This is a genomic window from Streptomyces sp. NPDC024632, from assembly GCF_055559175.1.
This window is the reverse complement of sequence record NZ_JBVHLD010000008.1, coordinates 9,302-32,038: the sequence shown is the minus strand read 5'-3', so window position 1 is coordinate 32,038 and position 22,737 is coordinate 9,302. Positions and strand designations below refer to the sequence as shown.

Genomic DNA, 22,737 nt, shown 5'->3' with positions numbered 1-22,737 from the left:
TGCGGCCTCGTGGTGCTGCTCGCGCTGAGCTGCGCCGCCGTGGGCATCGCGGCGGTCGTCGCACTGCGGTCCTTCCTCGGCGAACGGCTCGACCAGCAGCTCTCGGAGGCCGGGGGCGCGTTCCCCGCCAGCCTGGAACACGAACACGGCGCGGGGGAGCCGGACGCGGACAACGTCCATGTGGACACCCGCCGCCAGGCGCGCGGCACTTTCGGGGCGCGGCTGCTCAAAGGCCGGGTCACGGCCGCCGCCGTGGTCCGCGCGGGCACGGACACCACCGTACGGCTGACCCCCGACGACCGGACCGCGCTCGCGGCGGTCCCCGTCGACGGCCACTGCCACCGGGTCGATCTGTCCTCGCTCGGCGACTACCAGGTCAAAGCGGTGGCGGGCGACGACGGGGACGTCCTGATCACCGGGCTGCCCCGGCAGGGCATCGAGGACGCCGAGACGCGGCTGATCGCGGTGGAGGCGGCCGTCTTCGGCGGCGCGCTGGTCGTGGCGGGGGCCGCGGGCGCCTTCTGGGTGCGCTGGTCGCTGCGACCGCTGCGCCGGGTGGCCGCGACCGCCGCCTCGGTGACCGCGCTGCCGCTGGACAGCGGAGAGGTGGCGCTGCCCGACCGGGTGCCCGACACCGACCCAGGGACCGAGGTCGGGCAGGTCGGCGCGGCCTTCAACCGCATGCTCGGACATGTCGAGGGCGCGCTGACCACCCGGCACGCCAGCGAGGAACGGCTGCGGCGCTTCGCCGCCGACGCCAGCCACGAACTGCGCACCCCGGTCGCCGCGATCCGCGGCCACGCGGAGCTGGCGCAGCGGCACCCCGGCCCGGTGCCGCCCGGTGTGACGCGGGCACTGGACCGGATCGCGGCGGAGTCCGCGCGGATGGGCGGCATGGTCGACGACCTGCTGCTGCTCGCCCGGCTCGACGCGGGCCGCCCGCTGGCCCGTGAGCCGGTCGACCTGACGCGCCTCGTCCTCGACGCGGTCGACGACGCCAGGGCCGCGGGCCCCGGCCACCGCTGGCTGCTGGACCTGCCCGCCGAACCGGTCACCGTCACCGGCGACGCCGCCCGGCTCCAGCAGATCACCGGGAATCTGCTGACCAACGCCCGTGTGCACACCCGCGAGGGGACCCGCGTCACGGTACGGCTGCGCCACGACGGCGCCGCGACCGTCCTCACCGTCGCGGACAACGGCGGCGGTGTCCCACCCGCCATCCAGCGCACCGTCTTCGAACGCTTCGCCCGCGCCGACCACCACCGCGCCGACGACCGGCGCGCCGACCCCGCCGCCGGCCACGGCGCCGGTCTGGGCCTGGCCATCGTCACGGCGGTCGCCGCGGCCCACGGCGGCACGGTCACCCTCACCAGCGAGCCGGGCGACACCTCTTTCACGGTGACGCTCCCGGACGCGCCGCCCGAGCGGCCGGGAGCGTCGGCGGTCTGACGCGGGCTTCCGCGAGGCTTCCCGCGAGGCCGCCGCGTCGGTCCGGACACCGCCGCCCCGGCCGTTTCCTCAGCGGGCCGACGCCACCGCCAGCAGGAACCAGCCGGTGTGCGGGATCCACTGCTCGGCCCAGCGCCAGACCTCGTCCTCGGGGGCGTCGGCGGGAAGGAAGGCGATGTCGTCCTCGTCGGTCCAGCCGGAGGTGATGCCGTTGACGATGCCGCCGGGGATGTTGGGGAAGTCCGACTCGTAGTCGACATTGTGACGGCCGCGGCCGTGCAGCATCGAGACGTCGAAGGGGTTGCGGCCGGTGATCCAGGCGAGCTGGTCGTCGGCGAAGCCGAGCAGCAGGTCGCGGTCGGCCTGCGCCGTGCCGGGCAGGTCGGCGCAGGTGTTCGCGGCGGCGGCCAGCGAGGCGATGGTGGCGTTCTCGCCCTGCCACCAGTAGCCGGTCTCGTTGTCGTGCGGGAAGAAGAAGGCGTCGCGCGGTGTGCCCCCCGCGGGCTGCACGCGCTGCCGGGGATAGCCGAAGGGATTCGGCACCGAACGGGTCCTGGCCACGGTGTCGAGCACGGCCTCCAGGGCGAGCGCGCTCGCGGCCCCGGCCTCGGGCGCGTCCGGCAGCACGGCGGCGAAGCGGGCGAGGGCGAGCGCGGGCAGCCCGGCCTCGGCGGCGTGGAAGAACGGCCGCCCCTCGGCGTCCGCTCCGAACCAGCCGGGGCCGTGCGCGGGCCGTACGTACCGCGCCAGCAGCGACCGTACGCGCAGCCGGGCCGCGTCCCGCGCCGCGGCCGGGACCGTACCGCCGCCCGCCGCGACCAGCTCGCAGGCGGCCAGCAGCGCCGTGTAGTCGTCGAGGACCGTCTCGGCCCCGCCGACGACGTATTCGGTGTTGTGCGCCTCGAGGTGCGTGAAGCCCTCGACGGCCGCCGCCAGGTACTCGGGTCCGGTGAAGTCGCCGTGGTCGTCCAGGGTCGAGGCGCGGGCGAGAGCCGCGATGGCCAGGCCGCCGCCGTGCCGGTACGCGGCCTGGTAGCGGTCGGTGCGCACGCACTCCGGGAGCGGCGCCGTCACGACGCGTTCTTCGAGCCGCTTGGTGAGCGCGTCGAAGATTCCGGTGTAGAAGTAACCCTCGGGGGAGCGGAAGCGGACCAGGAAGTCGGCGCCCCACAGCGCCTCGTCGCGCAGCCGCGCGCTCAACGAGCGGACCAGCAGCGGGTGTCGCTCGGCGACCGCGTCCCGCGCGGCCATCATGGCCCACGCGCACAGCGGGATCTGCTGCGGACTCATGGTGCGGGTGTACGTGAGGTGGCTGAGGAATTTGCTGGTGTCGCCGCTCGCGTCGAGCCAGCCGCCGCGCGCGTCGACCTCCCGGCCGCTGTCGTCGCCCCACAGCGCGGCGCGCCGGTCCTTGCGGTCGATCTCGCCGCTGGAGCGCATCGCCTTGAAGTACGCCAGCACGTCGGACATCGTCTGCCGCTGGAGCCGGTCGGCGGCCACCTCGAAGTCGTCCGAGACACAGGTACGGCCGCGGCCGTCGACCAGGCGGACCGCGTACCGGCCGGGCGCGAGGCCGGTGGGCAGCGGCACCTTGGCGAAGGGACCGCCGTGCCAGCCGGGCACGGACTCCAGCGGGCCGGGTTCCAGCTCGTGCAGCGAGCCGCCGTCGGCGCCGAGCAACTGCACGCGCCGCGGGGCCCTTCCGTCGGGCAGGACCGCCACGACCGCGGGTGCGCCGCCGAGTCCGTAACCGAGGTGCGCTACGCGTACCGCCGAGGTCTCCAAGCCGGTTTCGATGGGCACCTGCGGGCACCGTCCCTTCTCTCGTGCCCGCAAAGGTATGCAGTGGACTGCTATTGGTCAACAGTGATCGTCGGGGCGGCCGGGCACGCGCCCGGCCGCCCGGGAACAGCGCGCGACCTCAGTGCCGGCCGCCGTCCGACCGCTTGCGGTGCAGCGTGAACGTCTCGAAGACCGACAGTTCGCCGTTCGGCTTGTTCACGTTGTAGTACGTGACGTGCATCCGCGTGGTGTCGCCCGCGTGACGGCCCGGATCGACGGTGAACGCCGCGAAACCGTAGGGGTGGTCGACATCGCGCACGCCCGCCCAGACCGCCTGCTCCCGCACGTACGTGGCCGTCCGCTTGCCGTTGGAGCCGGGCGTCGAGGAGACCGCGGTGATGACCTTGCCGGTGCCGTCCTTGAAGAACGACTGGTTGGTCGTGCCCGAGACCCCGCCGCCGCCGAGCACCATGTGCACGGTGCCGAGACCGGTGTCGATGTCGTCGGTGGCGTGCGACACCGGGTTCGGCGTCAGCGTCTCGCTGCCGCCGACCACACCGCGGACGGCCAGCGACCGCTCGTAGTTGTGCTCGTGGCCGCAGACCACCAGGTCGACGCCGTAGCGGTCGAACAGCGGCCCGTACTTCTCGCGCAGGCCCAGGTCGGCGCCGTTGGCGTCCGTCGAGCTGACCATCACCTGGTGCATGGCGACGACCACCCAGTCGATGTCGCGGTCGGCCCGCGCCGTCCGCAACTCCTTCTCCAGGAAGGCGAGTTGACGGCCGCCGGAGTAGCCGTTGATGTAGACGTCGCCGCCGTCCTGGAGGCAGTTGTCGTCGTTCTGGAGCACGATCACCCGCACCGAACCGGCGGTGAACGCGTACCAGAGGTTGGCCAGTTCGCGGTCGCTCTCGGTCGACGGGAGCTGGAAGTACGTCTGGTACGCGCCGAGGCCGAGCGGGCCGTTCGCGGACTCGATCTCGTGGTTGCCCGCGGCGGGCATCCACGGCCGGAAGCGCGCCGAACGGCTGTTGTTGGTGAAGAAGTTGTTCCAGGTGCGGACCCGGTCGACGTCCAGATTCGCGTAGCACAGGTCGCCGTTGAGCAGGTGGAACAGCGGCGCGACCTGCTCGATGCCGGTGACGATGTCCTTGGTGGCGGGCGTGGAGTTGGCGTCGAGGCCCACCGCGCCGGTGCTGGTCCAGGTGACCTGCGGCGCCGACTGGTCGCCGAAGCTGGTGAAGGTCAGCGGCTGACGGCCGCGCGGCGCGGTCCTGAAGGTGCCGCTGTCCGGCGCGGCGCCGTCGTGCGACACCAGGTACAGGTACTCGGTGCCGGGCGAGAGCCGGTCGATCGCGGCGTGGTGCACGTACACGACCCGGCCGGACTTGCCGTCGCTGTAGGAGCGGGTCCGCGCCGAGGCGACCGACCCCAGACCGTGGCCGATCGTGCCGTACCGCACCCGCGGCCGCTTGACCGGGCCGTCGGTCAGCCAGGACACCACCATCTGGCTGCCGGGGTCCCTGCCGAAGGTGAGGTGCAGCCCCTGCACCGGGGACGCGCCGCTCGCGTCGGGCATGGGGTGGAAAGCGGGGGCGGCGTTCGCGGGTGTGCCGGACGGGGACGGCGCGGCGGCGGACGCGGGGCCCGCGGTCAGCAGCGGCGCCGCGACCGCGCCGACACCCGCGGTGCCGAGCAGACCGACGGCCGTACGGCGGCTGAGGCGGTCTCCTGACGGACCCGGTGTCTCCATCTGTGCGACCATCGTTGCTCCTTGGTGCGGTGCGGGGTCTCGCGACACGAACCTCCGAAGGCTCCCGCCCGTCGGCGACGGCCAGTTGAACGCCGCCTGTCGCACACGCGGCGGAATCCTGTGACCCGCCGGGCGCGGCGAGAACCCGCCCCCCCCCGTCGAGCGAACGGCCGTGTGCGCCGGGCCTGTTCGTGACGCGTACCGCCCGCTGTCACGCGCCGGACACCGGCAGGTCGCCTGTGGTCGCTGCTGTGGGAGGACCCTGCACTGCGCGCATCCCCCTACCGCGAAGAGGTCCTCGGATCCATGTCTGAACTCAACCGGCGGCGGTTCCTCCAGATAGCCGGTGCCACCGCGGGCTTCACCGCCCTGTCCAGCAGCATCGCCCGCGCCGCCGCGATCCCGGCCAGCCGCAGGACCGGCACCCTCAAGGACATCGACCACATCGTCGTCCTGATGCAGGAGAACCGGTCCTTCGACCACTACTTCGGCGCGATGAAGGGGGTCCGCGGCTTCGGCGACCCGCGCCCGGTGTCCCTGCCCAACGGCAAGTCGGTGTTCCACCAGCCGGACGGCGACAAGGAGGTGCTGCCCTTCCACCCGGACGTGGACGACCTCGGCCTCCAGTTCATCGAGGGCCTCAACCACGAGTGGATCGGCAGCCACGCGGCTGTCAACGACGGCAAGTACGACCAGTGGATCCCCGCCAAGGGCACCGGCACGATGGCGCACCTGACGCGCGGCGACATCCCGTTCCACTACGCGCTCGCCGACGCCTTCACCGTCTGCGACGCGTACCACTGCTCGTTCACCGGCGGCACCGACCCCAACCGCTACTACATGTGGTCGGGATACACGGGCAACGACGGCAGGGGCAACGGCCCGGTGCTCGACAACTCCGAGGCGGGGTACGACTGGACGACGTACCCGGAGCGGCTGGAGAAGGCGAAGATCTCCTGGAAGATCTACCAGGACATCGGCGACGGCCTGGACGGTGACCACTCCTGGGGCTGGATCCCGGACGCCTACCGCGGCAACTACGGGGACAACTCCCTGCTCTACTTCGACAATTACCGCAACGCCAAGCCCGGCGACGCGCTCTACGAGAAGGCCCGCACCGGAACCGACGCCAAGGCGGGCGACGGCTTCTTCGACGTGCTCAAGGCCGACGTCACGGCGGGCAGGCTGCCGCAGATCTCCTGGATCGCCGCGCCCGAGGCGTTCTCGGAGCACCCCAACTGGCCCGCGAACTACGGCGCCTGGTACATCTCGCAGGTCCTGGACGCGCTCACCTCCAACCCCGAGGTGTGGAGCAGGACCGCGCTGTTCATCACCTACGACGAGAACGACGGGTACTTCGACCACGTCGTCCCGCCCTTCGCCCCGCTCACCGCGGACGGCGGCGCCTCCACCGTCAGCACGCGGGGTGAGATCTTCCCGGGCAACGGCACCTACGCGGCCGGCGCGTACGGGCTCGGCCAGCGCGTCCCGATGCTGGTGGTCTCGCCCTGGAGCACCGGCGGCTACGTCTGCTCCGAGGTCTTCGACCACACCTCGATCATCCGCTTCATGGAGCGCCGCTTCGGCGTGCACGAGCCCAACATCTCGCCCTGGCGGCGTACCGTCTGCGGCGATCTGACCTCCGCCTTCGACTTCAAGCTCACGCGGGACCGGCCCCCGCACCTGCCCGGCACCGACGGCTACCGGCCGCCGGACGGCGACCGGCACGACAGCTACGTCCCGGTGCCGCCCGCCCGCCAGGCCGTGCCCACGCAGGAGCGCGGCGCCCGGCCGACCCGCCCGCTGCCGTACGCGCCGCTGGTCGACGCGGCCGTCACGCCGTCCACCGGCCTGGTCACCCTCACCTTCGGCGGCGGTGTCGCCGCGGGCGTCTGCTTCCACGTCACCGCCGCGGACCGCGCCGACGGCCCGTGGACGTACACCACCGAGGCGGGCAAGAAGCTCTCCGGCGCCTGGGATACGGCCGCGACCGGCGGCGGATACGACCTCACCGTGCACGGCCCCAACGGCTTCCTGCGCGCCTTCCGCGGCGCGGTCGCCACATCCGGCGCGGAGGTGACGGCCCGTCACGACGCCGCGAGCGAACGGGTGGAGCTGACCATGAGCAACTCCGGCCGCCGCGACGTCCGGCTCACGGTCACCAACTCCTACGACGGCCGCCACCACACGTACGTGGTCCGCGCCGGGTGCCGCGAGACGCACTCGGTCGACGTCCGCGCGGGCAAGCGCTGGTACGACCTCACGGTGGTCGCCGACCACGACGCCGCGTTCCTGCGGCGCTTCGCGGGACACGTCGAGACGGGCCGCCCCGGCGTGAGCGACCCGGCGATCAGGACGCACTGACGGCGACCCGGGCAGCGGACCTGGGCAGCGGTTCCGACGGCCGTCCCCGAGGACACCGACGAGCTGTTCCTGGTCGTCAGCGGCCGTCTCACCATCCAGCTCCGCGACGGCGACGTCGTCCTCGGCCCCGGTGAGCTGTACGTCGTCCCCGAGGGCGTCGAGCACTGCCCCCGCGCCGACGAGGAGACCGCCATCCTCCTGCTGGAGCCCGCGGGCATGCTGGAGCCCGCGGGCACCCTCAACACCGGCAGCGGGGGCGGCCCGCTGACCCTGGCGGCCGTCCCGCTGGACTGAGGTCTCCCGCGCGGCTTCAGGTCTCCCGGTGGGCCGCGGTCAGAAGGACTTCCTGGAGGACCCGGGCGGCCCGTGGCGGAGCCACGTCACTGCGGTGGGCCAGGGCGATGGTGCGGCGCAGCCCCGGCCGGGCCAGCGGTGTGACCCGCAGGTCGTGACCCGCGCGGGCGGCGACCATGCTGGGGACGACGCCCAGACCGAGCCCGGCCCGCACGAAGCCGAGCACGGCGTCCATCTCGCCGCCCTCGACGGTGAGGTAGGGCTCGAAGCCCGCGGAGCGGCAGGCGGCGAGGGTCAGGTCGCGCAGGTCGTAGCCGTGCCGGAACATCACCATCGGGCGGCCTTCGAGGTCGGCGATCCTGACCGGTGAGCGCGGCGGCTCGGCCGCGGCGGAGGAGATGACGACCAGATCCTCCTGGAAGAGCTCGACGGTGGTCAGGGCGGGCGACGGGTTCGGCAGCGGCAGCACCACCAGCGCCAGGTCGAGGCCGCCGCGCGCCAGCTCCCGTACGAGATCGTGCGACCCGCTCTCCTCGATCAGCAGCCGCACCCCGGGGTGCCGGTCGTGGAAGACGCGCAGCACGTCGGGGAGCAGGCCGGTGCACAGGCTCGGGGTGGCGCCGAGCCGGACCCGGCCGCGCCGCAGCTGAGCCAGCTCCAGCACCTCGTGGCGGGCGGTTTCTGCGTCGGCGAGGATCCGCCGGGCCAGCGGCAGCAGCGCCTCCCCGGCGTCGGTGAGCGCGATGTTGCCGCGCGCCCGGCTGAACAGGGGCGCGCCCAGCTCCGTCTCCAGCGCGCGGATCTGCTGCGACAGCGACGGCTGCGAGACATGCACCCGCTCGGCGGCGCGGGTGAAGTGCCGGGCGTCGGCGACGGCCACGAAGTACGCGAGCTGCTGGAACTGCATGGGTCCCACGATAACGCGGCGATAGGCCCAGGCTATGGACACGAGCCGGATCATGTCTTGGACCACTCGACTCCGGTGACCGTAACGTCTGTGGACATGGCACTGGCAACGCGGACGGACCGACGTCCGTCGATGGCGCGCACGGTCTGGGGCTCGACCGTCGGCAAGAAGACGATCATGGCGGTGAGCGGCCTGATCATGCTGCTGTACCTGGTCGTCCACATGTTCGGCAACCTCAAGATCTTCTTCGGGTCCGGCAGCTTCAACGAGTACGCGCACTGGCTGCGCACCATCGGCGAGCCGTTCCTGCACTACGAGTGGGCGCTGTGGATCATCCGCGTCGTGCTGGTCGCCGCCGTCGTGCTGCACGGCGTGTGCGCGTACCAGCTCAGCCGCCTCGACCGGCGCGCCCGGCCGGTCGCCTACGCCCATCCGCGACCGCGGGCCAGCTACGCCACCCGCACCATGCGCTGGGGCGGCGTGATCCTGCTGCTGTTCATCGTCTGGCACATCCTCGACCTGACCACCGGCACCGTGCAGCGCGGCTTCGTGCCCGGCCACCCGTACCAGAACGTCGTGGCCGCCTTCCACGACTGGTGGAACAACGTCATCTACATCGTGGCGATGCTCGCCCTCGGCCTGCACATCAGGCACGGCTTCTGGAGCGCCGCCCAGACCCTCGGCGCGGGCAGTGCCACCCGTGACCGGGTGCTCAAGGCCACCGCGAACGCACTCGCACTGGTGCTGACGGCCGGCTTCATCGCCGTACCCGTCGGCGTCATGACCGGAATCGTGAGCTGACTGACATGCCCGAGACGCCCGAGACCCCCGACAGCCCCGAGCTTTCCGCGACGACCGCCGCGACCGACGCCGCGCCCGCGCCGTCCGACTCCGCGCCGTCCGACTACGCGCGGTACGCGACCGGCGAGCCCCTCGCCGACACCAAGGCACCCGAAGGCCCGATCGAGGACCGCTGGGACACCCGCCGCTTCACCGCGAAGCTGGTCAACCCCGCCAACCGCCGCAAGCACACCGTGATCGTCGTCGGCACCGGGCTCGCGGGCGGCTCCGCGGGCGCCACGCTCGCCGAACAGGGCTACCACGTCGTGCAGTTCTGCTACCAGGACTCCCCGCGCCGCGCCCACTCGATCGCCGCGCAGGGCGGCATCAACGCCGCGAAGAACTACCGCAACGACGGCGACTCCGTCCACCGGCTCTTCTACGACACCGTCAAGGGCGGCGACTTCAGGGCCCGCGAGTCCAACGTCCGCCGCCTCGCCCAGATCTCGGTGGAGATCATCGACCAGTGCGTCGCGCAGGGCGTGCCCTTCGCCCGTGAGTACGGCGGCCTGCTCGACACCCGCTCCTTCGGCGGTGTCCAGGTCTCCCGCACCTTCTACGCCCGCGGCCAGACCGGCCAGCAACTGCTGCTCGGCGCCTACCAGGCGCTGTCCCGGCAGATCGCCGCGGGCAATGTCGAGATGCACCCGCGGACCGAAATGCTCGACCTGATCGTCATCGACGGCAGGGCCCGCGGCATCGTCGCCCGCGACCTGATCACCGGCGAGATCCGCAGCCACTTCGCGGACGCCGTGGTGCTGGCCTCCGGCGGCTACGGCAACGTCTTCTACCTGTCGACCAACGCCATGAACTCCAACGCGACCGCCGTCTGGCGGGCGCACCGGCGCGGCGCGTACTTCGCCAACCCCTGCTTCACCCAGATCCACCCCACCTGCATCCCGCGCACCGGCGACCACCAGTCCAAGCTCACGCTGATGAGCGAGTCGCTGCGCAACGACGGCCGGATCTGGGTGCCGCGCACCAAGGGCGACACCCGCCCGCCCGGCGAGATCCCCGAGGACGAGCGCGACTACTACCTGGAGCGGATCTACCCCTCCTTCGGCAACCTCGTACCGCGCGACATCGCCTCCCGCGCCGCGAAGAACGTCTGCGACGAGGGCCGCGGCGTCGGCCCCGGCGGCCAGGGCGTCTACCTGGACTTCGCCGACGCCATAGCGCGGATGGGCCGCAGGGCGGTCGAGGAGAAGTACGGCAACCTCTTCGAGATGTACGCGCGGATCACCGCCGAGGACCCGTACGAGGTCCCGATGCGGATCTACCCGGCCGTGCACTACACGATGGGCGGCCTGTGGGTGGACTACGACCTCCAGACCACCGTGCCCGGCCTCTTCGCGATCGGCGAGGCCAACTTCTCCGACCACGGCGCCAACCGGCTCGGCGCCTCCGCGCTGATGCAGGGCCTGGCCGACGGCTACTTCGTGCTGCCGGCCACCATCAACGACTACCTGGCCCGCCACCCGGGGCGCGAGGAGATCGGCGCCGAACACCCCGTCGTCCAGGAGGTCCTCGCGGAGACCGAGGACCGGCTCAATCTGCTCCTCGCCGTCGACGGCGACCGCACCGCCGACTCCTTCCACCGCGAGATCGGCGAGCTGATGTGGGAGTTCTGCGGGATGGCCAGGACGGAGGAGGGGCTGCGCAAGGCGCTGGACCGGATTCCGCAGATCCGGGACGAATTCTGGCGCCGGATCAAGGTGCCGGGCAGCGGCGCGGAGTTCAACCAGTCGCTGGAGCGCGCCAACCGCGTCGTGGACTACCTGGAGCTGGCCGAGCTGATGTGCCTCGACGCGCTGCACCGCGCCGAGTCCTGCGGCGGCCACTTCCGCGAGGAGTCCCAGACCCCGGACGGCGAGGCCGCCCGCCGGGACGAGGAGTTCTCCTACGCCGCCGCGTGGGAGTTCACCCGGACCGGCGACGCGCCCGTCCTGCACAAGGAAGACCTCGTCTTCGACTACGTACACCCCACCCAGCGGAGCTACGCATGAAGCTCACCCTGCGCGTCTGGCGCCAGAAGAACACCGAAGCGCCCGGCGCCATGGCCACCTACCAGGTCGACGACGTCTCACCCGACATGTCGTTCCTGGAAATGCTCGACACGCTCAACGAACGGCTCACCGTCGAGGGCGAGGACCCGGTCGCCTTCGACCACGACTGCCGTGAGGGCATCTGCGGCGCGTGCAGCCTGGTGATCAACGGCGACGCGCACGGCCCGGAGCGCACCACGAGCTGCCAGCTCCACATGCGGTCCTTCCGGGACGGCGACACCATCGACGTCGAGCCGTGGCGGGCCGCCGCCTTCCCCGTCGTCCGCGACCTGGTCGTGGACCGCTCGTCGTTCGACCGGATCATCCAGTCCGGCGGCTACGTCAGCGTGCCCACCGGCGCGGCGCCCGAAGCACACGCCACGCCCGTACCCAAGGCCGCCGCCGACTCCGCGTTCGAACACGCCGAGTGCATCGGCTGCGGCGCCTGCGTCGCCGCCTGCCCCAACGGCTCCGCGATGCTCTTCACCTCCGCGAAGGTCAACCACCTCAACGTGCTGCCGCAGGGCGCGCCGGAGCGCGAGACCCGTGTCCTCGACATGGTCGCGCGGATGGACGAGGAGGGATTCGGCGGCTGCACGCTCACGGGGGAGTGCGCCACCGCCTGCCCCAAGGGCATCCCGCTGACCTCGATCACCGCGATGAACAAGGAGTGGCTGCGGGCGGCCCGCAAGGTCCCACGCCGTTAGGAACCTTCGGGGTCCCCACGCCGTTGGAACCTCAGAGGTTGGTGAGCTTGGTGTACGGGCTCATGATGCGCTTCTGGAGCGAGCCGAAGTCGACGATCACCGCGACGCCTTCCTCGACTCCGGTGACCCGGCCGAGGCCGTACACATCGTGGGTGACCCGATTGCCCACGGCGAACTCCTTCGGTGGCGGCGCCACCGGGGCTTTGAAGGGACTGGTGGGCAAAAAGCGCTTCGCTGCATCAGGCTTTGTCATTGTCACCAGTATGCGCCAGTCGGCGGTCCGATTGTCCCGTCGGACGACGCATCTGCGACTACCCGCCAGCCGTCCTTGACCCGTATAGACCTGTCTGTCTACCCTCGGTGGGTATCGCCCAGGACAGGCGGACCGCGGCAGATCCCCCCAGGTCACCTCGGGTCCATCCAGGTTCTACTCATGGAGCCCCCCATGGCACGCACGGTCAAGACACCCGGTCCCGACCACCCCATCACGGTCGAGCCGAACCCGGAGCGCATCGTGGTCAGGGCCGCGGGCAAGGTCATCGCCGACACCACCCACGCCCTGACCCTGCGCGAGGCCGACTACCCGCCGGTGCAGTACATCCCGCTCGCCGACGTCGAGGCCGACGCCCTGCGCCCCACCGAGTCCCAGACGTACTGCCCCTACAAGGGCGACGCCTCCTACTACTCCCTCGTGACCGCGGACGGCGAGATCACCGACGCGGTGTGGACGTACGAGAAGCCGTACGACGCGGTCGGCACGATCGCCGGACACGTCGCCTTCTACCCGCAGCACGTCGAGGTCGCCGCGCGGTAGCGCTCGCGTGGCAGTGGCCGCGTGGCAGCCGTCGCACGCGAGAAAGGAGGGCCCGTCCGGTCGGACGGGCCCTCCTCGCGTGCCGCTGCCTCAGTCCCGGTATCCCACGGGCTCGCGGGGCCGCTCAGGGGTGCGCGGGTCCCGCCGAGACCGGATCGGACCCCGGGCGAGTCGGTGCGCGCCCAGACCGGCCAGAGCGGCCAGCAGACCGCCGCCGCCGGTCCACAGCCAGCGCGGCGACCACCAGGTGCCCGCCCAGCCGTCGCCCGGCGCCACATGCGGCGCGTACGCCGACACCACGGGCGTCACCGAGCCGTCGACCGCCTGCTGCCCCGCCGTGCCCTCCGAGGTGGCCTTCACGGCCGCCTTGACCGGCTGGCCGAGGTCGGCCGCGGGCAGGTCGAGCACGGTCAGCCGCAGGAAGTAGCCGCCGCGCAGCGGATCGTTGGACCAGGTGTCGGCCCACGAGCGGATCGCCCGCAGGTGGCAGACCAGCTCGACCGAGCCCGCGTCGGCCGCCACGGACCTGCTCTGCGCGCCGTATCTGCACGGCTGGCGGCGCCGCAGCCCGTCGTACACATCGAGCTGCCAGGTGGACGCGCCGTGCCGGGCCGCGGTCTCGGGGAAGGTGACGGTGGCCTTCACCGTCACGTTCTGCCCGCTGTCGGCGGGGAACGTCCAGTACAGGTAGTCGCCCGCCGACGCGTCCGCGGTCGCCTCCTGCCCCTGCCGGACGACGGCGGCGGTACGGAAACTCGTCCCCGCCTCCGTCGGCGCGGTGTCGCCGTCGCCGGGAGCGGCCGTACCCGTGCTCGCGCTCGGGTCGGCCGACGGGTCGTCGGCGACCGCGCCGCCCGCGCTCAGGGCCAGCGCCGCGGCGGCCAGCAGCCCCGCCGCGGTGACCGTCAGCAGCCGTACGGCCTTACGTGGTGACGTACGCATCAGACGGTCCTCCCCGTGTTCAGACGCCAGCGGGACACCCAGCCCGACAGCAGGCCGAGGACCGCGCCGGCCACGGCCAGCGTGCCCAGCAGCCACCAGCCGCGCCCGAGGCCGAAGAAGGCCACGTCGGAGGGCTGGTCGGGGGAGTCCACCAGGTCGATGGAGAGCTCCACCGGCAGACCGGGGGTGGTCTTGACCGACGGCGCGGCCGAGAAGGAGTTGCCGACCTGGAGGCAGACCGTCTCCGGCGGGGTGTCGGAGTCCGCGTGCGGCTTGGGGTAGCGGATACCGGCGGACACGACGTCGGTACGGCCGGTGCCACCCTCGTCGTCCCTGACGATCTCCCGGCCGTGCGTGGTCACGCCACGCAGCAGGACGCCGTAGTTCGCGTTCACCGCGCGGTCGGCGGAGACGCTCACCGAGGCGCGCAGCTCCTGCCCCGGCGGCACGTCCACCCGGTACCAGCGGTTCTCCGAGAACAGCTCGCGGTCGGTGTAGATCCCCGCCTTGAGCTGCGGCGCGTCCGCGCACTGCGCGGCGCCCCGGGTGGCCACCGGAGCCACCACGGCGTCGGTGCTGCGGCCCACCAACTGCTTCACCTTGGTGGTGAGCTGCTGCCGGTGCTGGACGGCGGTGTACGTGCCGCCGGTCGCCTCCGCGATGCACGTCAACTGGTTACGGGTCGAGGAGTCCGGGATCAGGCCCAGGGTGTCGATGACCAGATGGATGCCCTTGGCGGCGATGTCCCGCGCGACGTCGCACGGGTTGAGCGGCGCGCAGGTGTCCTCGCCGTCGGTGATCAGCACCAGGCGGCGGGTGCCGTCGCCGCCCTGGAGATCGTCGGCCGCCTTGAGCAGCGCGGGGCCGATCGGCGTCCAGCCGGTGGGCGCCAGCGTCGCCACCGCGGCCTTGGCCTCGGTGCGGTTCAGCGGGCCGACCGGGTAGAGCTGCCGGGTGTCCTTGCACCCGGTCTTGCGGTCGTTGCCCGGATAGTCGGCGCCGAGCGTCCTGATGCCCAGCTCCACGTTCTCCGGCACCGAGTCCAGCACGTCGTCGAACGCCTGCTTCGCGGCGGCCATCCGCGACTGCCCGTCGATGTCCTTCGCCCGCATGGAGCCGCTGACATCGAGCAGCAGTTCCACCTTCGGGGCGGCTTGCGCCGTCGGCGTCGCCGGTGTCGTGGGTTCGTCGGCGACCGCGCTCGCGGGCAGCAGACCGCAAGCCAGGACGACCAGCAGGCCGCAGCCAACTCCGGCCGTCAGTAACCTTCTTATGATCATCGCCGGATCGTAGTGAAGGTAGTGTCAAAACCTGAAGTCGGCCGGTCGGCGGCCGGTGCGGGACCGTGCCAAAGCGGACGGACGGGGACGGACCACGGGCGGGGACGACGAGCGCGCGCCGGGCCGGGGAGCCGCCGGGGCCGCGCGCCGGCAGGTGGTGCGCCGGGGGTGGACGTGCGCGGCGATCTCAGTAAAGTGGCGGATATGACGCTACTGGCCGGTAGGAAATGTTTCCGGGTGCTCGAACCGCTGCACTCGATGGTGTACTTCGCGCCCGAGACGCAGGCGGCGCTGGTCGCGGCCGGGCTGGAGAACAACCGCATGTGCTACTTCGCGGGCCGCGCCGCCGCCCTCGGCCCGGTCGGCCCTGCCGTCGTGACGAGCACCTTCTACAACTTCAGCCCGTCCCTGGTGGCCCGACACATCCCGCTCGCCTGGACCCTGGCCGCCCCCGAGGACATCACCGCGGCGCGGCTGCGCGCGGTCGACGCCGTACAGCGCCGTCTGCTCGGCGACGCCGTCGACTCCCCGGAGATGGCCGAGGCCGCCGAACTCGCCCAGCGGGCCGCCGAGGCGTGCACCGGCGGCGACCGTATCCTCTACGCCGCCCACGCGGCCCTGCCGTCGCCGAAGGAGCCGCACCTGGCCTTCTGGCACGCCACCACGCTGCTGCGCGAGTACCGCGGCGACGGACACCTCGCCGTCCTGCTCTGCGCCGAACTCGACGGCCTGGAAGCCCTCGTCACCCACACCGCGACCGGCAAGGGCTTCCTGCCGGGCTTCGCCAGGACCCACCGCGGCTGGAGCGAGCAGGAGTGGGACGCGGCCGTCGCCCGGCTGCGCGACCGCGGCCTTCTCGACGCCGAAGGCTCGCTCACCGACCAGGGTGTCGAACTGCGCCGCCACATCGAGTCCGAGACCGACCGTCTCGGCCGCGCCCCCTACGAGCACCTCGGCGAGGCCGGCACCGCCCGTCTGACCGAGATCGCCCAGGGCCTCACCATGCGCGCGCTGGCCGCGGGCGCCTTCCCCGAGGGCGTCTTCGCGACCGGCCCCAAGCGCTGACGCACCTGTCGCCGACTCCGAGCGGGCCACCGGCCCCGGACGCCCGCTCCCCGCGTCAGCGGGGAGGCGTCGGCGCCGGGCCCGTCGAGCCGCGGACCACCAGGTGGGTGGCCAGTTCGACGTGGAGGGTGTCGACCGTGTGGCGGTCCAGGAGCCGCATCAGCAGGGAGACCGCCATCCGGCCCATCTCTTCGAGCGGCTGGCGGACGGTGGTGAGGCGGGGCACAGTGCTGCGGCTGAGGTCGATGTCGTCGAAGCCGGTGATGGAGAGGTCCTCGGGGACGCGCAGGCCGCGTTCGTAGGCGGCGCGCAGCGCGCCGACGGCGGCCTTGTCGTTGAACGCGACCAGCGCGGTCGGGGGTTGGGGGAGGTCGAGGAGTTCGCAGGCGGCCCCGTAGCCCCAGTCGGCGGTCGGCTCGATGCTGCGCAGGAGTTCGGGGGAGGGCAGCACCCCTGCGTCGGCGAGGGCCGAAGTGTGGCCCGCGAGACGGGACTTGCTGGCGAGCCAGTCGCCCGGTCCGCCGATGACGCCGATCCGGCGGTGGCCGAACTCCACCAGGTGCGCGGTGACGCTGCGGGCCGCGGCGAGGTTGGCGGCCGAGACCGAGGCGATGTCGCGGGGGAGCGGGGTGCGCGGGTCGACGACCACGAAGGGGAAGTCCTGGGCCCGCAGGACCTCCAACTCCCTTTCCGGCTCGGGCGGGACGATGAGGATCGCGCCCGCGATGCCCGGGTCGCCCGGCAGCCCCGGCAGCACCTGGACCTCGCGCGCCGCGTCGCCCGCGCTGAGCACCACGCGCCTGCCGTGCAGGTCCAGTGTCTCGGCGATCGAGGAGACGATCACACCGAAGTAGTCGGTGAGGACATACGGGCAGCGCACGTAGATCGCGCCGTCCGCCGCGCCGCGCCGGACGGGGGCCGGGGCCCCCAGTCGTTCGACCGCCCGGCGGACCAGCGCCTGGGTGTCGGGGGCCACGTTGGCCTGTCCTGTCATGACCCGCGACACGGTGGCGATGGAGACGCCCGCCTCCGCCGCGATGGCGCGGACCGTCACGCGGGTGCCCGGTGACCTAGCCAACTGTTACACCCGTTCGTTTCATGTGCGCAGCTTAGCGCCCCGACCCATCAGGGTCACGGCAGGATCGGTACAAGGCATTGACAGCGCACGCCGCCGACCGCTTACCTGATTTTCGCCACGGTTCCAGAAAACGTTTCATTCCGTTTCAGAGTGAGTGCTGCCCGAGGAGAACGATGAGGAGACGCGCCGTAGGTGCCGCCGCTGCCACAGCCGCCGCACTCTGCCTGGCCTGCGTACCGGCCGCCCAGACGGCCGCCGTCACCCCGACCGCCGCCACCGCGGCCTCCCCCTCCCGCCCGGCGCCGCCACCCCGCGCCCAGGTGTGGCTGACCACGGCCGACGGCGAGCAGGAACTACGGCAGCAGCCGCCGGTCGACTTCGGCCGGGGACCGTCCGACCTCACCACCATCACCGTCGACCCGAACCAGAGCTACCAGAGCGTGGACGGCTTCGGCGGCGCGCTCACCGACTCCTCGGCCGCCGTCCTGAGCCGACTGCCGCGCACGACGCGGGACTCCGCGATGCGGCAGCTCTTCGACCCCGCCCGCGGCATCGGCGTCAGCTTCCTGCGCCAGCCCATCGGCTCCTCCGACTTCACGGCCTCCGCCGCCCACTACACCTACGACGACATGCCCGCGGGGCAGACCGACTTCGCGCTGCGCCACTTCAGCATCGCGCACGACCAGCGGCAGATCCTGCCGCTGCTGCGCCAGGCGAAGCGGCTCAACCCCCGGCTCACCGTCATGGCCACGCCCTGGAGCCCGCCCGCGTGGATGAAGGACGGCGACTCGCTGGTCGGCGGCCACCTCAAGGACGACCCCAAGGTCTACGACGCCTACGCCCGCTACCTGGTGAAATTCGTCCAGGCGTACGCGGCGGCGGGCGTGCCCGTCGACTACCTGACGGTGCAGAACGAGCCGCAGAACCGTAAGCCCTCCGCGTACCCCGGCACCGACCTGCCCGTGCAGGCGCAGGTCAAGGTGATCGAGGCGCTGGGACCGCTGCTGCACCGGGCCAGCCCGCGCACCAAGATCCTCGCGTACGACCACAACTGGACCACGCACCCCGACGACATCAAGACCGCCGAGCAGATGGGCGAGGACCCGCAGACCGACTACCCGTACGAGGTGCTGGACAGCCCGGCCGCCCGGTGGATCGCGGGCACCGCCTACCACTGCTACTCGGGCGACCCCAGCGCGCAGAGCGCGCTGCACGACGCGCACCCCGACAAGGGCATCTGGTTCACGGAGTGCTCCGGCTCGCACGGCGCGACCGACACGCCCGCGCAGATCTTCCGCGGCACGCTGACCTGGCACGCGCGCACGATCACCGTCGGCACCACGCGCAACTGGGCGAAGTCCGTCGCCGACTGGAACCTCGCGCTGGACGCCGACGGCGGCCCGCACAACGGCGGCTGCGACACCTGCACCGCCCTGCTGACCGTCCAGCCGGACGGCACGGTCACCCCCAGCGCCGAGTTCTTCACCATCGGCCACCTGTCGAAGTTCGTCCGGCCGGGCGCGGTACGGATCGGCAGCACCAACTACGGCACGACCGGCTGGAACGGCCAGCTCACCGACGTCGCCTTCCGCAACCCCGACGGCTCCACCGCGCTCGTCGTGCACAACGAGAACGACGACCCGCGCTCCTTCGCCGTCGCCGTCGGCGACCGGACCTTCGCATACTCCCTGCCCGGCGGTGCGCTGGCGACCTTCACATGGCCCCGGTCGGCTGATCTGACCAGCCGGTCGCACGCGGTGCCGCTGAACGGCGCGAGCGCCACCTCCCAGCCCGCCGGGCAGGGCGCCCCCGACCTCGCGATCGACGCCGACGGCTCGACCCGCTGGTCCAGCGGCGCGGCCCAGACCCCCGGCCAGTACGTGCAGATCGACCTCAAGAAGCGCACCGCGTTCTCCCGCGTCGCCGTCGACAGCGGCGACAACCTCGGCGACTACGCCCGCGGCTGGCAGATCTCGACCAGCGACGACGGCCTCACCTGGCGGACGGCCGCCGCCGGTACGGGAACCGGGCAGCTCACCGTCGCCGACCTGCCCCGTACGACCACGGCACGCTATGTGCGCGTCACATCGACGGGCACGGCGGCCAACTGGTGGAGCCTGGCCGATCTGCGGCTCTACCGCTGAGCCGAGGCGTTCAGACCCGACGCGTCACCCCGGGGCAGCCGCGACCTCCAGGAGGTCGCGGCTGCCGCCGCGTGTCACGCGTCCGCCTCCGGTACGGGACGCGCCGCCGCCTCCGGCCCGGCGTCCGCCGCTGCCGCCCGCTCCGTCCGGCGCGCCTGCCACTGCCGCGTCGCGTACAGCGCGCCGCCCGCGCCCAGGCCCCAGAAGGCGCCACTGACGCCGAAGAAGGTCACGCCCGAGACGGTGACGACGAGCGTGACGACCGCCGACTCGCGGTGGTCGGCGTCGGCCATCGCGCCGGTCAGGGAATTGCCGAGGGCGCCGAGCAGCGCGAGTCCCGCGACGGCCTCGATGACATTGGGCGGTGAGGCGTTGACGAAGGCGACCGCCGCCGCCGCGCCCAGGCCCAGCAGGATGTACGCGCCGCCGGCGACGACCGCGGCCCGGTACCGCTTGCGCGGGTCGGGCCCCGCCTCCTCGCCCGCGCACAGCGCGGCGGTGATCGCCGCCAGGTTGACCGCGTGCCCGCCGAAGGGCGCCGACAGCAGGCTGAAGACGCCGGTCCAGCCGAACAGCGGCCCCGGCTCCGGGTGGTAGCCGTTGACATTGAGCACCGCGATGCCGGGGATATTCTGCGACGCCATCGTCACCACGTACAGCGGCAGCGCGACGCCGATCACCGCGGAGGCGGTGAAGTGCGGGGTGACCAGCACCGGGTGCGGCCACAGCGGGCCGAGCGCGGCCGTGTCGATGTGCGTGGTGGCGGCGATCAGGACGACGGCCACGACCACCGCGGCGGGCACCGCGTACAGCTTCCGGACACTGCCGACGACCGCCCAGGCGAGGATCACACCGAGGCCCACCGCCGGGTCGGACTTGACCGCGTGCGCCGGAGCCAGGCACAGCGGCAGCAGGATGCCCGCGAGCATCGCGTTCGCCAGCGGCTTCGGGATCGCCGAGACCCACCGGCCGAGGGGCTTCCACAGCCCGGAGATCACGACGAGCACCCCCGTGAGCAGGAACGCGCCCACGGCCGCCGCGAATCCGCCGTGCGTACCCGCGGAGCCCGCCAGCAGCGCCGCGCCCGGCGTCGACCAGGCGATGCTGATCGGCAGCCGGGAGCGCAGGCTCAGGTAGATCGCGCACAGGCCCATCGCCACGCACAGCGCCATCAGTCCCGACGCGGCCTCGGCGTGCGACGCGCCGACCTTGGTGAGCCCTTCGAGCACCACCGCGAAGGAGCTGGAGAAGCCGACGAAGGCGGCGATCAGGCCCGCCGTCGAGGCCCGGAGGAGGCCGGAGCGCGCGGAGTCACCGCCGGGCTTGTCCCGGACGGGCTCCGGGGCGGTGGTGCGGACGGGCATCAGGTCTCCTCCGGGGCCGGCCGGCGCGCGTGGGCGGCGAGCAGGGCCGTGCGGTCGATCTTGCCGCTGGCGGTCAACGGCAGGGTGTCACAGAGCTGGATGCGGGCCGGGACCATGAAGCCGGGCAGCAGCGCGCGCAGATGGGCGCGGAGCGCCTGCGGGGTGCAGGCCGGGTCGTCGGTGACGACGAACGCCCACACCGGCTTCTCGCCGCGGGCGCTCGCGGTGACGAAGCTGCGCCGGACGGCCGGGTGCCGGTCCAGATGGTGGGCGATCTCGCCCAGTTCGATGCGGTAGCCGTTCACCTTCACCTGGTCGTCCCTGCGGCCGTGGAACACCGCCGCGCCGTCCGCCCGCAGATGCCCGTAGTCGCCCGTCCGGTACAGCCGTTCGCGTACGCCGTCGACCTCGCGCTCCACGAACAGCCGGGCGGTCAGCTCCGGCATCCCCAGATATCCGGGCGACAGACCGTCCCCCGCCAGCCAGATCTCGCCCGCGCGCCCCGGCTCGCACAGCTCACCGCCGTCGTCGCCGTCCGTGTCGATCACATACAGCCGGGTGTTCTGGATCGGCCGGCCGATCGGCAGTTCCGCCGCGTCGGCGGGGAGCGCGTCGACCCGGTGGTACGTGGCGAAGGTGGTCGACTCGGTCGGTCCGTAGACGTGCACCAGGCGGCCGGGGCCGTAGCGGCGTACGGCCTGCGCCAGCCGCGGCACCGAGGCGCGCTCGCCGCCGGTCAGCACGGTGGCCACCGTGTCGAGGGCTTCGGGCGCCTCGTCCAGCACGGAGTTGAACAGCGCCGTGGTCAGGAACAGCACATTGACCCGGCTCTCGCGCAGCACCCGCCCCAGCTTCGACAGGCTCAGCCGCGTGTCGGGGTAGAGCACGCAGGTGCCGCCGGTCAGCAGCGCGCCCCAGATCTCGAAGGTCGCCGCGTCGAAGGTCACCGGCGCCAGTTGCAGCAGCCTGCCGCCCTCGCCGAGCCGGGCGTAGCGGGCGCCGGACACCAGCCGGACCACACCGCGGTGCCGGACCGGCACCCCCTTGGGGCGGCCGGTCGAACCCGAGGTGAAGTTGACGTACGCGACGGCGTCGCCCGTGACCTCGACCTCCGGGCCGCGCTCGCTCTCCGCGACACCGTCCCGCGTCACCGGGACGGTCCGGCAGCCGTCGAGCCGGTCGGCCAGCTCCGCCGGCCGGTCGGTGAGCACCCACCGGCAGTCGGCGTCCGACAGCAGCGCGCGCAGCCGCTCGTCCGGCCAGGACGCGTCGAACGGCAGGTAGCAGCCGCCGCATTTGAGGACGGCGAGCAGCGCGACGACCAGTTCGGGAGAGCGGTCGAGGCACACGCCGACGGTCGCGCCCGGCGGGAGTCCGCGCGCCAGCAGGTCACGGGCGAGGCCGTTGGCGAGGCGGTCGAGCTGCCCGTAGCCGACCGTGCGCGCGCCCTGTTCGACCGCGGGCGCTTCGGGCCGCAGCCGCGCGCGCTCCTCGAACAGCGTGGGCACACCGCTGTCGCGCGGATAGCCGACCGCCGTGGCGTTGATCTGCCGGTGCGCGGCCAGGGCCGCCTCGGACGCGGTCACCCGGCGCAGCGCCGACACCTCCGGACGGATACGGCGTGCCGTCGGCGGTGTGCTCGACGAACCATCACGTCCCGCGCTTTCCCAGGCTCGGCGTTTGCTTGACCACCGGGCCCGCGCGCCGTGGCAGGTGACAACGGCGAAGGGGACGGCTCGGGCATCGTAATCCGCGGCCCCGAAGGAGCGCGCGCCAATTCCGATACCCGGACCGTCCCCGGCGCCGACCGGCGCGGGGGGGGGGGGGGGGAGCCGTTGCCGGGGGAGGGTTTTGTACTTTTGGTAGGAGGACGTGGTTTTTTTCTTTTCTTTCTCTGTTTTTCCCTTTT

General features: G+C 72.6%; 18 protein-coding genes. 9 read left to right on the top strand and 9 right to left on the bottom strand.

The annotated features are described in order from the left end of the window. The first annotated feature begins 9 nt into the window (after positions 1–9). A complete protein-coding gene (locus ACZ37P_RS17910; RefSeq protein ID WP_467347693.1) occupies positions 10–1,449 on the top strand; it encodes a sensor histidine kinase in 1,440 nt (479 codons plus the stop codon). Between the two features lie 69 nt (positions 1,450–1,518). Here the strand turns inward: ACZ37P_RS17910 and ACZ37P_RS17905 are convergent, their stop codons facing one another. Together ACZ37P_RS17905 and ACZ37P_RS17900 are read right to left on the bottom strand one after the other, a co-directional pair. Beyond that, positions 1,519–3,252 (bottom strand): glycoside hydrolase family 9 protein, encoded by a 1,734-nt coding sequence (locus tag ACZ37P_RS17905; RefSeq protein WP_467347265.1) that lies wholly within the window; start codon positions 3,250–3,252, stop codon positions 1,519–1,521. Between the two features lie 118 nt (positions 3,253–3,370). Beyond that, the gene (locus tag ACZ37P_RS17900) at positions 3,371–4,996 is read right to left on the bottom strand and encodes a purple acid phosphatase family protein (RefSeq protein WP_467347264.1); all 1,626 of its coding nucleotides are present in this window, start codon (positions 4,994–4,996) and stop codon (positions 3,371–3,373) included. Positions 4,997–5,290: 294 nt separating this feature from the next. Between ACZ37P_RS17900 and ACZ37P_RS17895 the strand changes: the two genes are divergently transcribed. Together ACZ37P_RS17895 and ACZ37P_RS17890 are read left to right on the top strand one after the other, a co-directional pair. Then, entirely contained in the window at positions 5,291–7,348 is a 2,058-nt protein-coding gene (locus tag ACZ37P_RS17895) for a phosphocholine-specific phospholipase C (RefSeq protein WP_467347262.1), read from the top strand. A 63-nt stretch (positions 7,349–7,411) separates the two neighbouring features. Next, a complete protein-coding gene (locus ACZ37P_RS17890; protein ID WP_391045651.1) occupies positions 7,412–7,642 on the top strand; it encodes a cupin domain-containing protein in 231 nt (76 codons plus the stop codon). A gap of 16 nt (positions 7,643–7,658) precedes the next feature. On the opposite strand, the gene ACZ37P_RS17885 is transcribed toward ACZ37P_RS17890, so the two are convergent. Further along, positions 7,659–8,549 carry a LysR family transcriptional regulator gene (locus tag ACZ37P_RS17885; RefSeq protein WP_355346010.1) on the bottom strand — a complete coding sequence of 297 codons (891 nt, stop codon included), beginning with the start codon at positions 8,547–8,549 and terminating at the stop codon, positions 7,659–7,661. Between the two features lie 96 nt (positions 8,550–8,645). On the opposite strand from ACZ37P_RS17885, the gene ACZ37P_RS17880 reads away from it, so the two are divergent. Genes ACZ37P_RS17880 through ACZ37P_RS17870 form a run of 3 tightly spaced genes read left to right on the top strand, consistent with a single transcriptional unit; the run spans position 8,646 to position 12,141 of the window. After that, positions 8,646–9,350 (top strand): succinate dehydrogenase cytochrome b subunit, encoded by a 705-nt coding sequence (locus tag ACZ37P_RS17880; protein WP_355346013.1) that lies wholly within the window; start codon positions 8,646–8,648, stop codon positions 9,348–9,350. A gap of 5 nt (positions 9,351–9,355) precedes the next feature. Continuing rightward, positions 9,356–11,395, top strand: a complete 2,040-nt coding sequence (locus tag ACZ37P_RS17875; RefSeq protein ID WP_467347261.1) for a fumarate reductase/succinate dehydrogenase flavoprotein subunit — start codon at positions 9,356–9,358, stop codon at positions 11,393–11,395. Beyond that, a complete protein-coding gene (locus ACZ37P_RS17870; RefSeq protein WP_355346019.1) occupies positions 11,392–12,141 on the top strand; it encodes a succinate dehydrogenase/fumarate reductase iron-sulfur subunit in 750 nt (249 codons plus the stop codon). The genes ACZ37P_RS17875 and ACZ37P_RS17870 overlap by 4 nt, the downstream gene beginning before the upstream one ends. 31 nt (positions 12,142–12,172) lie before the next feature. Here the strand turns inward: ACZ37P_RS17870 and ACZ37P_RS17865 are convergent, their stop codons facing one another. Further along, positions 12,173–12,394, bottom strand: a complete 222-nt coding sequence (locus ACZ37P_RS17865) for a hypothetical protein (protein WP_188282053.1) — start codon at positions 12,392–12,394, stop codon at positions 12,173–12,175. Between the two features lie 192 nt (positions 12,395–12,586). Between ACZ37P_RS17865 and ACZ37P_RS17860 the strand changes: the two genes are divergently transcribed. After that, positions 12,587–12,955, top strand: coding sequence for a DUF427 domain-containing protein (locus ACZ37P_RS17860; protein ID WP_355346023.1), 369 nt, complete (start codon positions 12,587–12,589; stop codon positions 12,953–12,955). Positions 12,956–13,045: 90 nt separating this feature from the next. On the opposite strand, the gene ACZ37P_RS17855 is transcribed toward ACZ37P_RS17860, so the two are convergent. Next, positions 13,046–13,897, bottom strand: coding sequence for a hypothetical protein (locus tag ACZ37P_RS17855; RefSeq protein ID WP_355346026.1), 852 nt, complete (start codon positions 13,895–13,897; stop codon positions 13,046–13,048). Then, complete coding sequence (locus ACZ37P_RS17850) at positions 13,897–15,177, bottom strand: VWA domain-containing protein (RefSeq protein ID WP_401310811.1); 1,281 nt, start codon at positions 15,175–15,177, stop codon at positions 13,897–13,899. The genes ACZ37P_RS17855 and ACZ37P_RS17850 overlap by 1 nt, the downstream gene beginning before the upstream one ends. 204 nt (positions 15,178–15,381) lie before the next feature. Between ACZ37P_RS17850 and ACZ37P_RS17845 the strand changes: the two genes are divergently transcribed. Then, positions 15,382–16,242 (top strand): SCO6745 family protein, encoded by an 861-nt coding sequence (locus tag ACZ37P_RS17845; RefSeq protein WP_402712051.1) that lies wholly within the window; start codon positions 15,382–15,384, stop codon positions 16,240–16,242. 55 nt (positions 16,243–16,297) lie between these two features. On the opposite strand, the gene ACZ37P_RS17840 is transcribed toward ACZ37P_RS17845, so the two are convergent. Further along, positions 16,298–17,320, bottom strand: coding sequence for a LacI family DNA-binding transcriptional regulator (locus ACZ37P_RS17840; RefSeq protein ID WP_355346035.1), 1,023 nt, complete (start codon positions 17,318–17,320; stop codon positions 16,298–16,300). Positions 17,321–17,493: 173 nt separating this feature from the next. Between ACZ37P_RS17840 and ACZ37P_RS17835 the strand changes: the two genes are divergently transcribed. Next, the gene (locus tag ACZ37P_RS17835) at positions 17,494–19,464 is read left to right on the top strand and encodes a discoidin domain-containing protein (protein ID WP_467347258.1); all 1,971 of its coding nucleotides are present in this window, start codon (positions 17,494–17,496) and stop codon (positions 19,462–19,464) included. Positions 19,465–19,538: 74 nt separating this feature from the next. Here ACZ37P_RS17835 and ACZ37P_RS17830 read toward each other — a convergent pair whose 3' ends face one another. Together ACZ37P_RS17830 and ACZ37P_RS17825 are read right to left on the bottom strand one after the other, a co-directional pair. Then, positions 19,539–20,828 (bottom strand): benzoate/H(+) symporter BenE family transporter, encoded by a 1,290-nt coding sequence (locus ACZ37P_RS17830; RefSeq protein ID WP_467347256.1) that lies wholly within the window; start codon positions 20,826–20,828, stop codon positions 19,539–19,541. Then, entirely contained in the window at positions 20,828–22,432 is a 1,605-nt protein-coding gene (locus ACZ37P_RS17825) for an amino acid adenylation domain-containing protein (protein ID WP_467347254.1), read from the bottom strand. Before ACZ37P_RS17825 ends, ACZ37P_RS17830 begins: the two co-directional genes overlap by 1 nt. Positions 22,433–22,737: the final 305 nt, after the last annotated feature.

Bases quoted from the DNA above. Each gene is read 5' to 3' on its own strand.
- ACZ37P_RS17855 (WP_355346026.1), bottom strand. From the start codon at position 13,897: ATGCGTACGTCACCACGTAAGGCCGTACGGCTGCTGACGGTCACCGCG.
- ACZ37P_RS17830 (WP_467347256.1), bottom strand. From the start codon at position 20,828: ATGCCCGTCCGCACCACCGCCCCGGAGCCCGTCCGGGACAAGCCCGGC.
- ACZ37P_RS17880 (WP_355346013.1), top strand. From the start codon at position 8,646: ATGGCACTGGCAACGCGGACGGACCGACGTCCGTCGATGGCGCGCACG.
- ACZ37P_RS17860 (WP_355346023.1), top strand. From the start codon at position 12,587: ATGGCACGCACGGTCAAGACACCCGGTCCCGACCACCCCATCACGGTC.
- ACZ37P_RS17845 (WP_402712051.1), top strand. From the start codon at position 15,382: ATGACGCTACTGGCCGGTAGGAAATGTTTCCGGGTGCTCGAACCGCTG.
- ACZ37P_RS17900 (WP_467347264.1), bottom strand. From the start codon at position 4,996: ATGGTCGCACAGATGGAGACACCGGGTCCGTCAGGAGACCGCCTCAGC.
- ACZ37P_RS17870 (WP_355346019.1), top strand. From the start codon at position 11,392: ATGAAGCTCACCCTGCGCGTCTGGCGCCAGAAGAACACCGAAGCGCCC.
- ACZ37P_RS17850 (WP_401310811.1), bottom strand. From the start codon at position 15,177: ATGATCATAAGAAGGTTACTGACGGCCGGAGTTGGCTGCGGCCTGCTG.
- ACZ37P_RS17865 (WP_188282053.1), bottom strand. From the start codon at position 12,394: ATGACAAAGCCTGATGCAGCGAAGCGCTTTTTGCCCACCAGTCCCTTC.
- ACZ37P_RS17885 (WP_355346010.1), bottom strand. From the start codon at position 8,549: ATGCAGTTCCAGCAGCTCGCGTACTTCGTGGCCGTCGCCGACGCCCGG.
- ACZ37P_RS17875 (WP_467347261.1), top strand. From the start codon at position 9,356: ATGCCCGAGACGCCCGAGACCCCCGACAGCCCCGAGCTTTCCGCGACG.
- ACZ37P_RS17835 (WP_467347258.1), top strand. From the start codon at position 17,494: ATGAGGAGACGCGCCGTAGGTGCCGCCGCTGCCACAGCCGCCGCACTC.
- ACZ37P_RS17895 (WP_467347262.1), top strand. From the start codon at position 5,291: ATGTCTGAACTCAACCGGCGGCGGTTCCTCCAGATAGCCGGTGCCACC.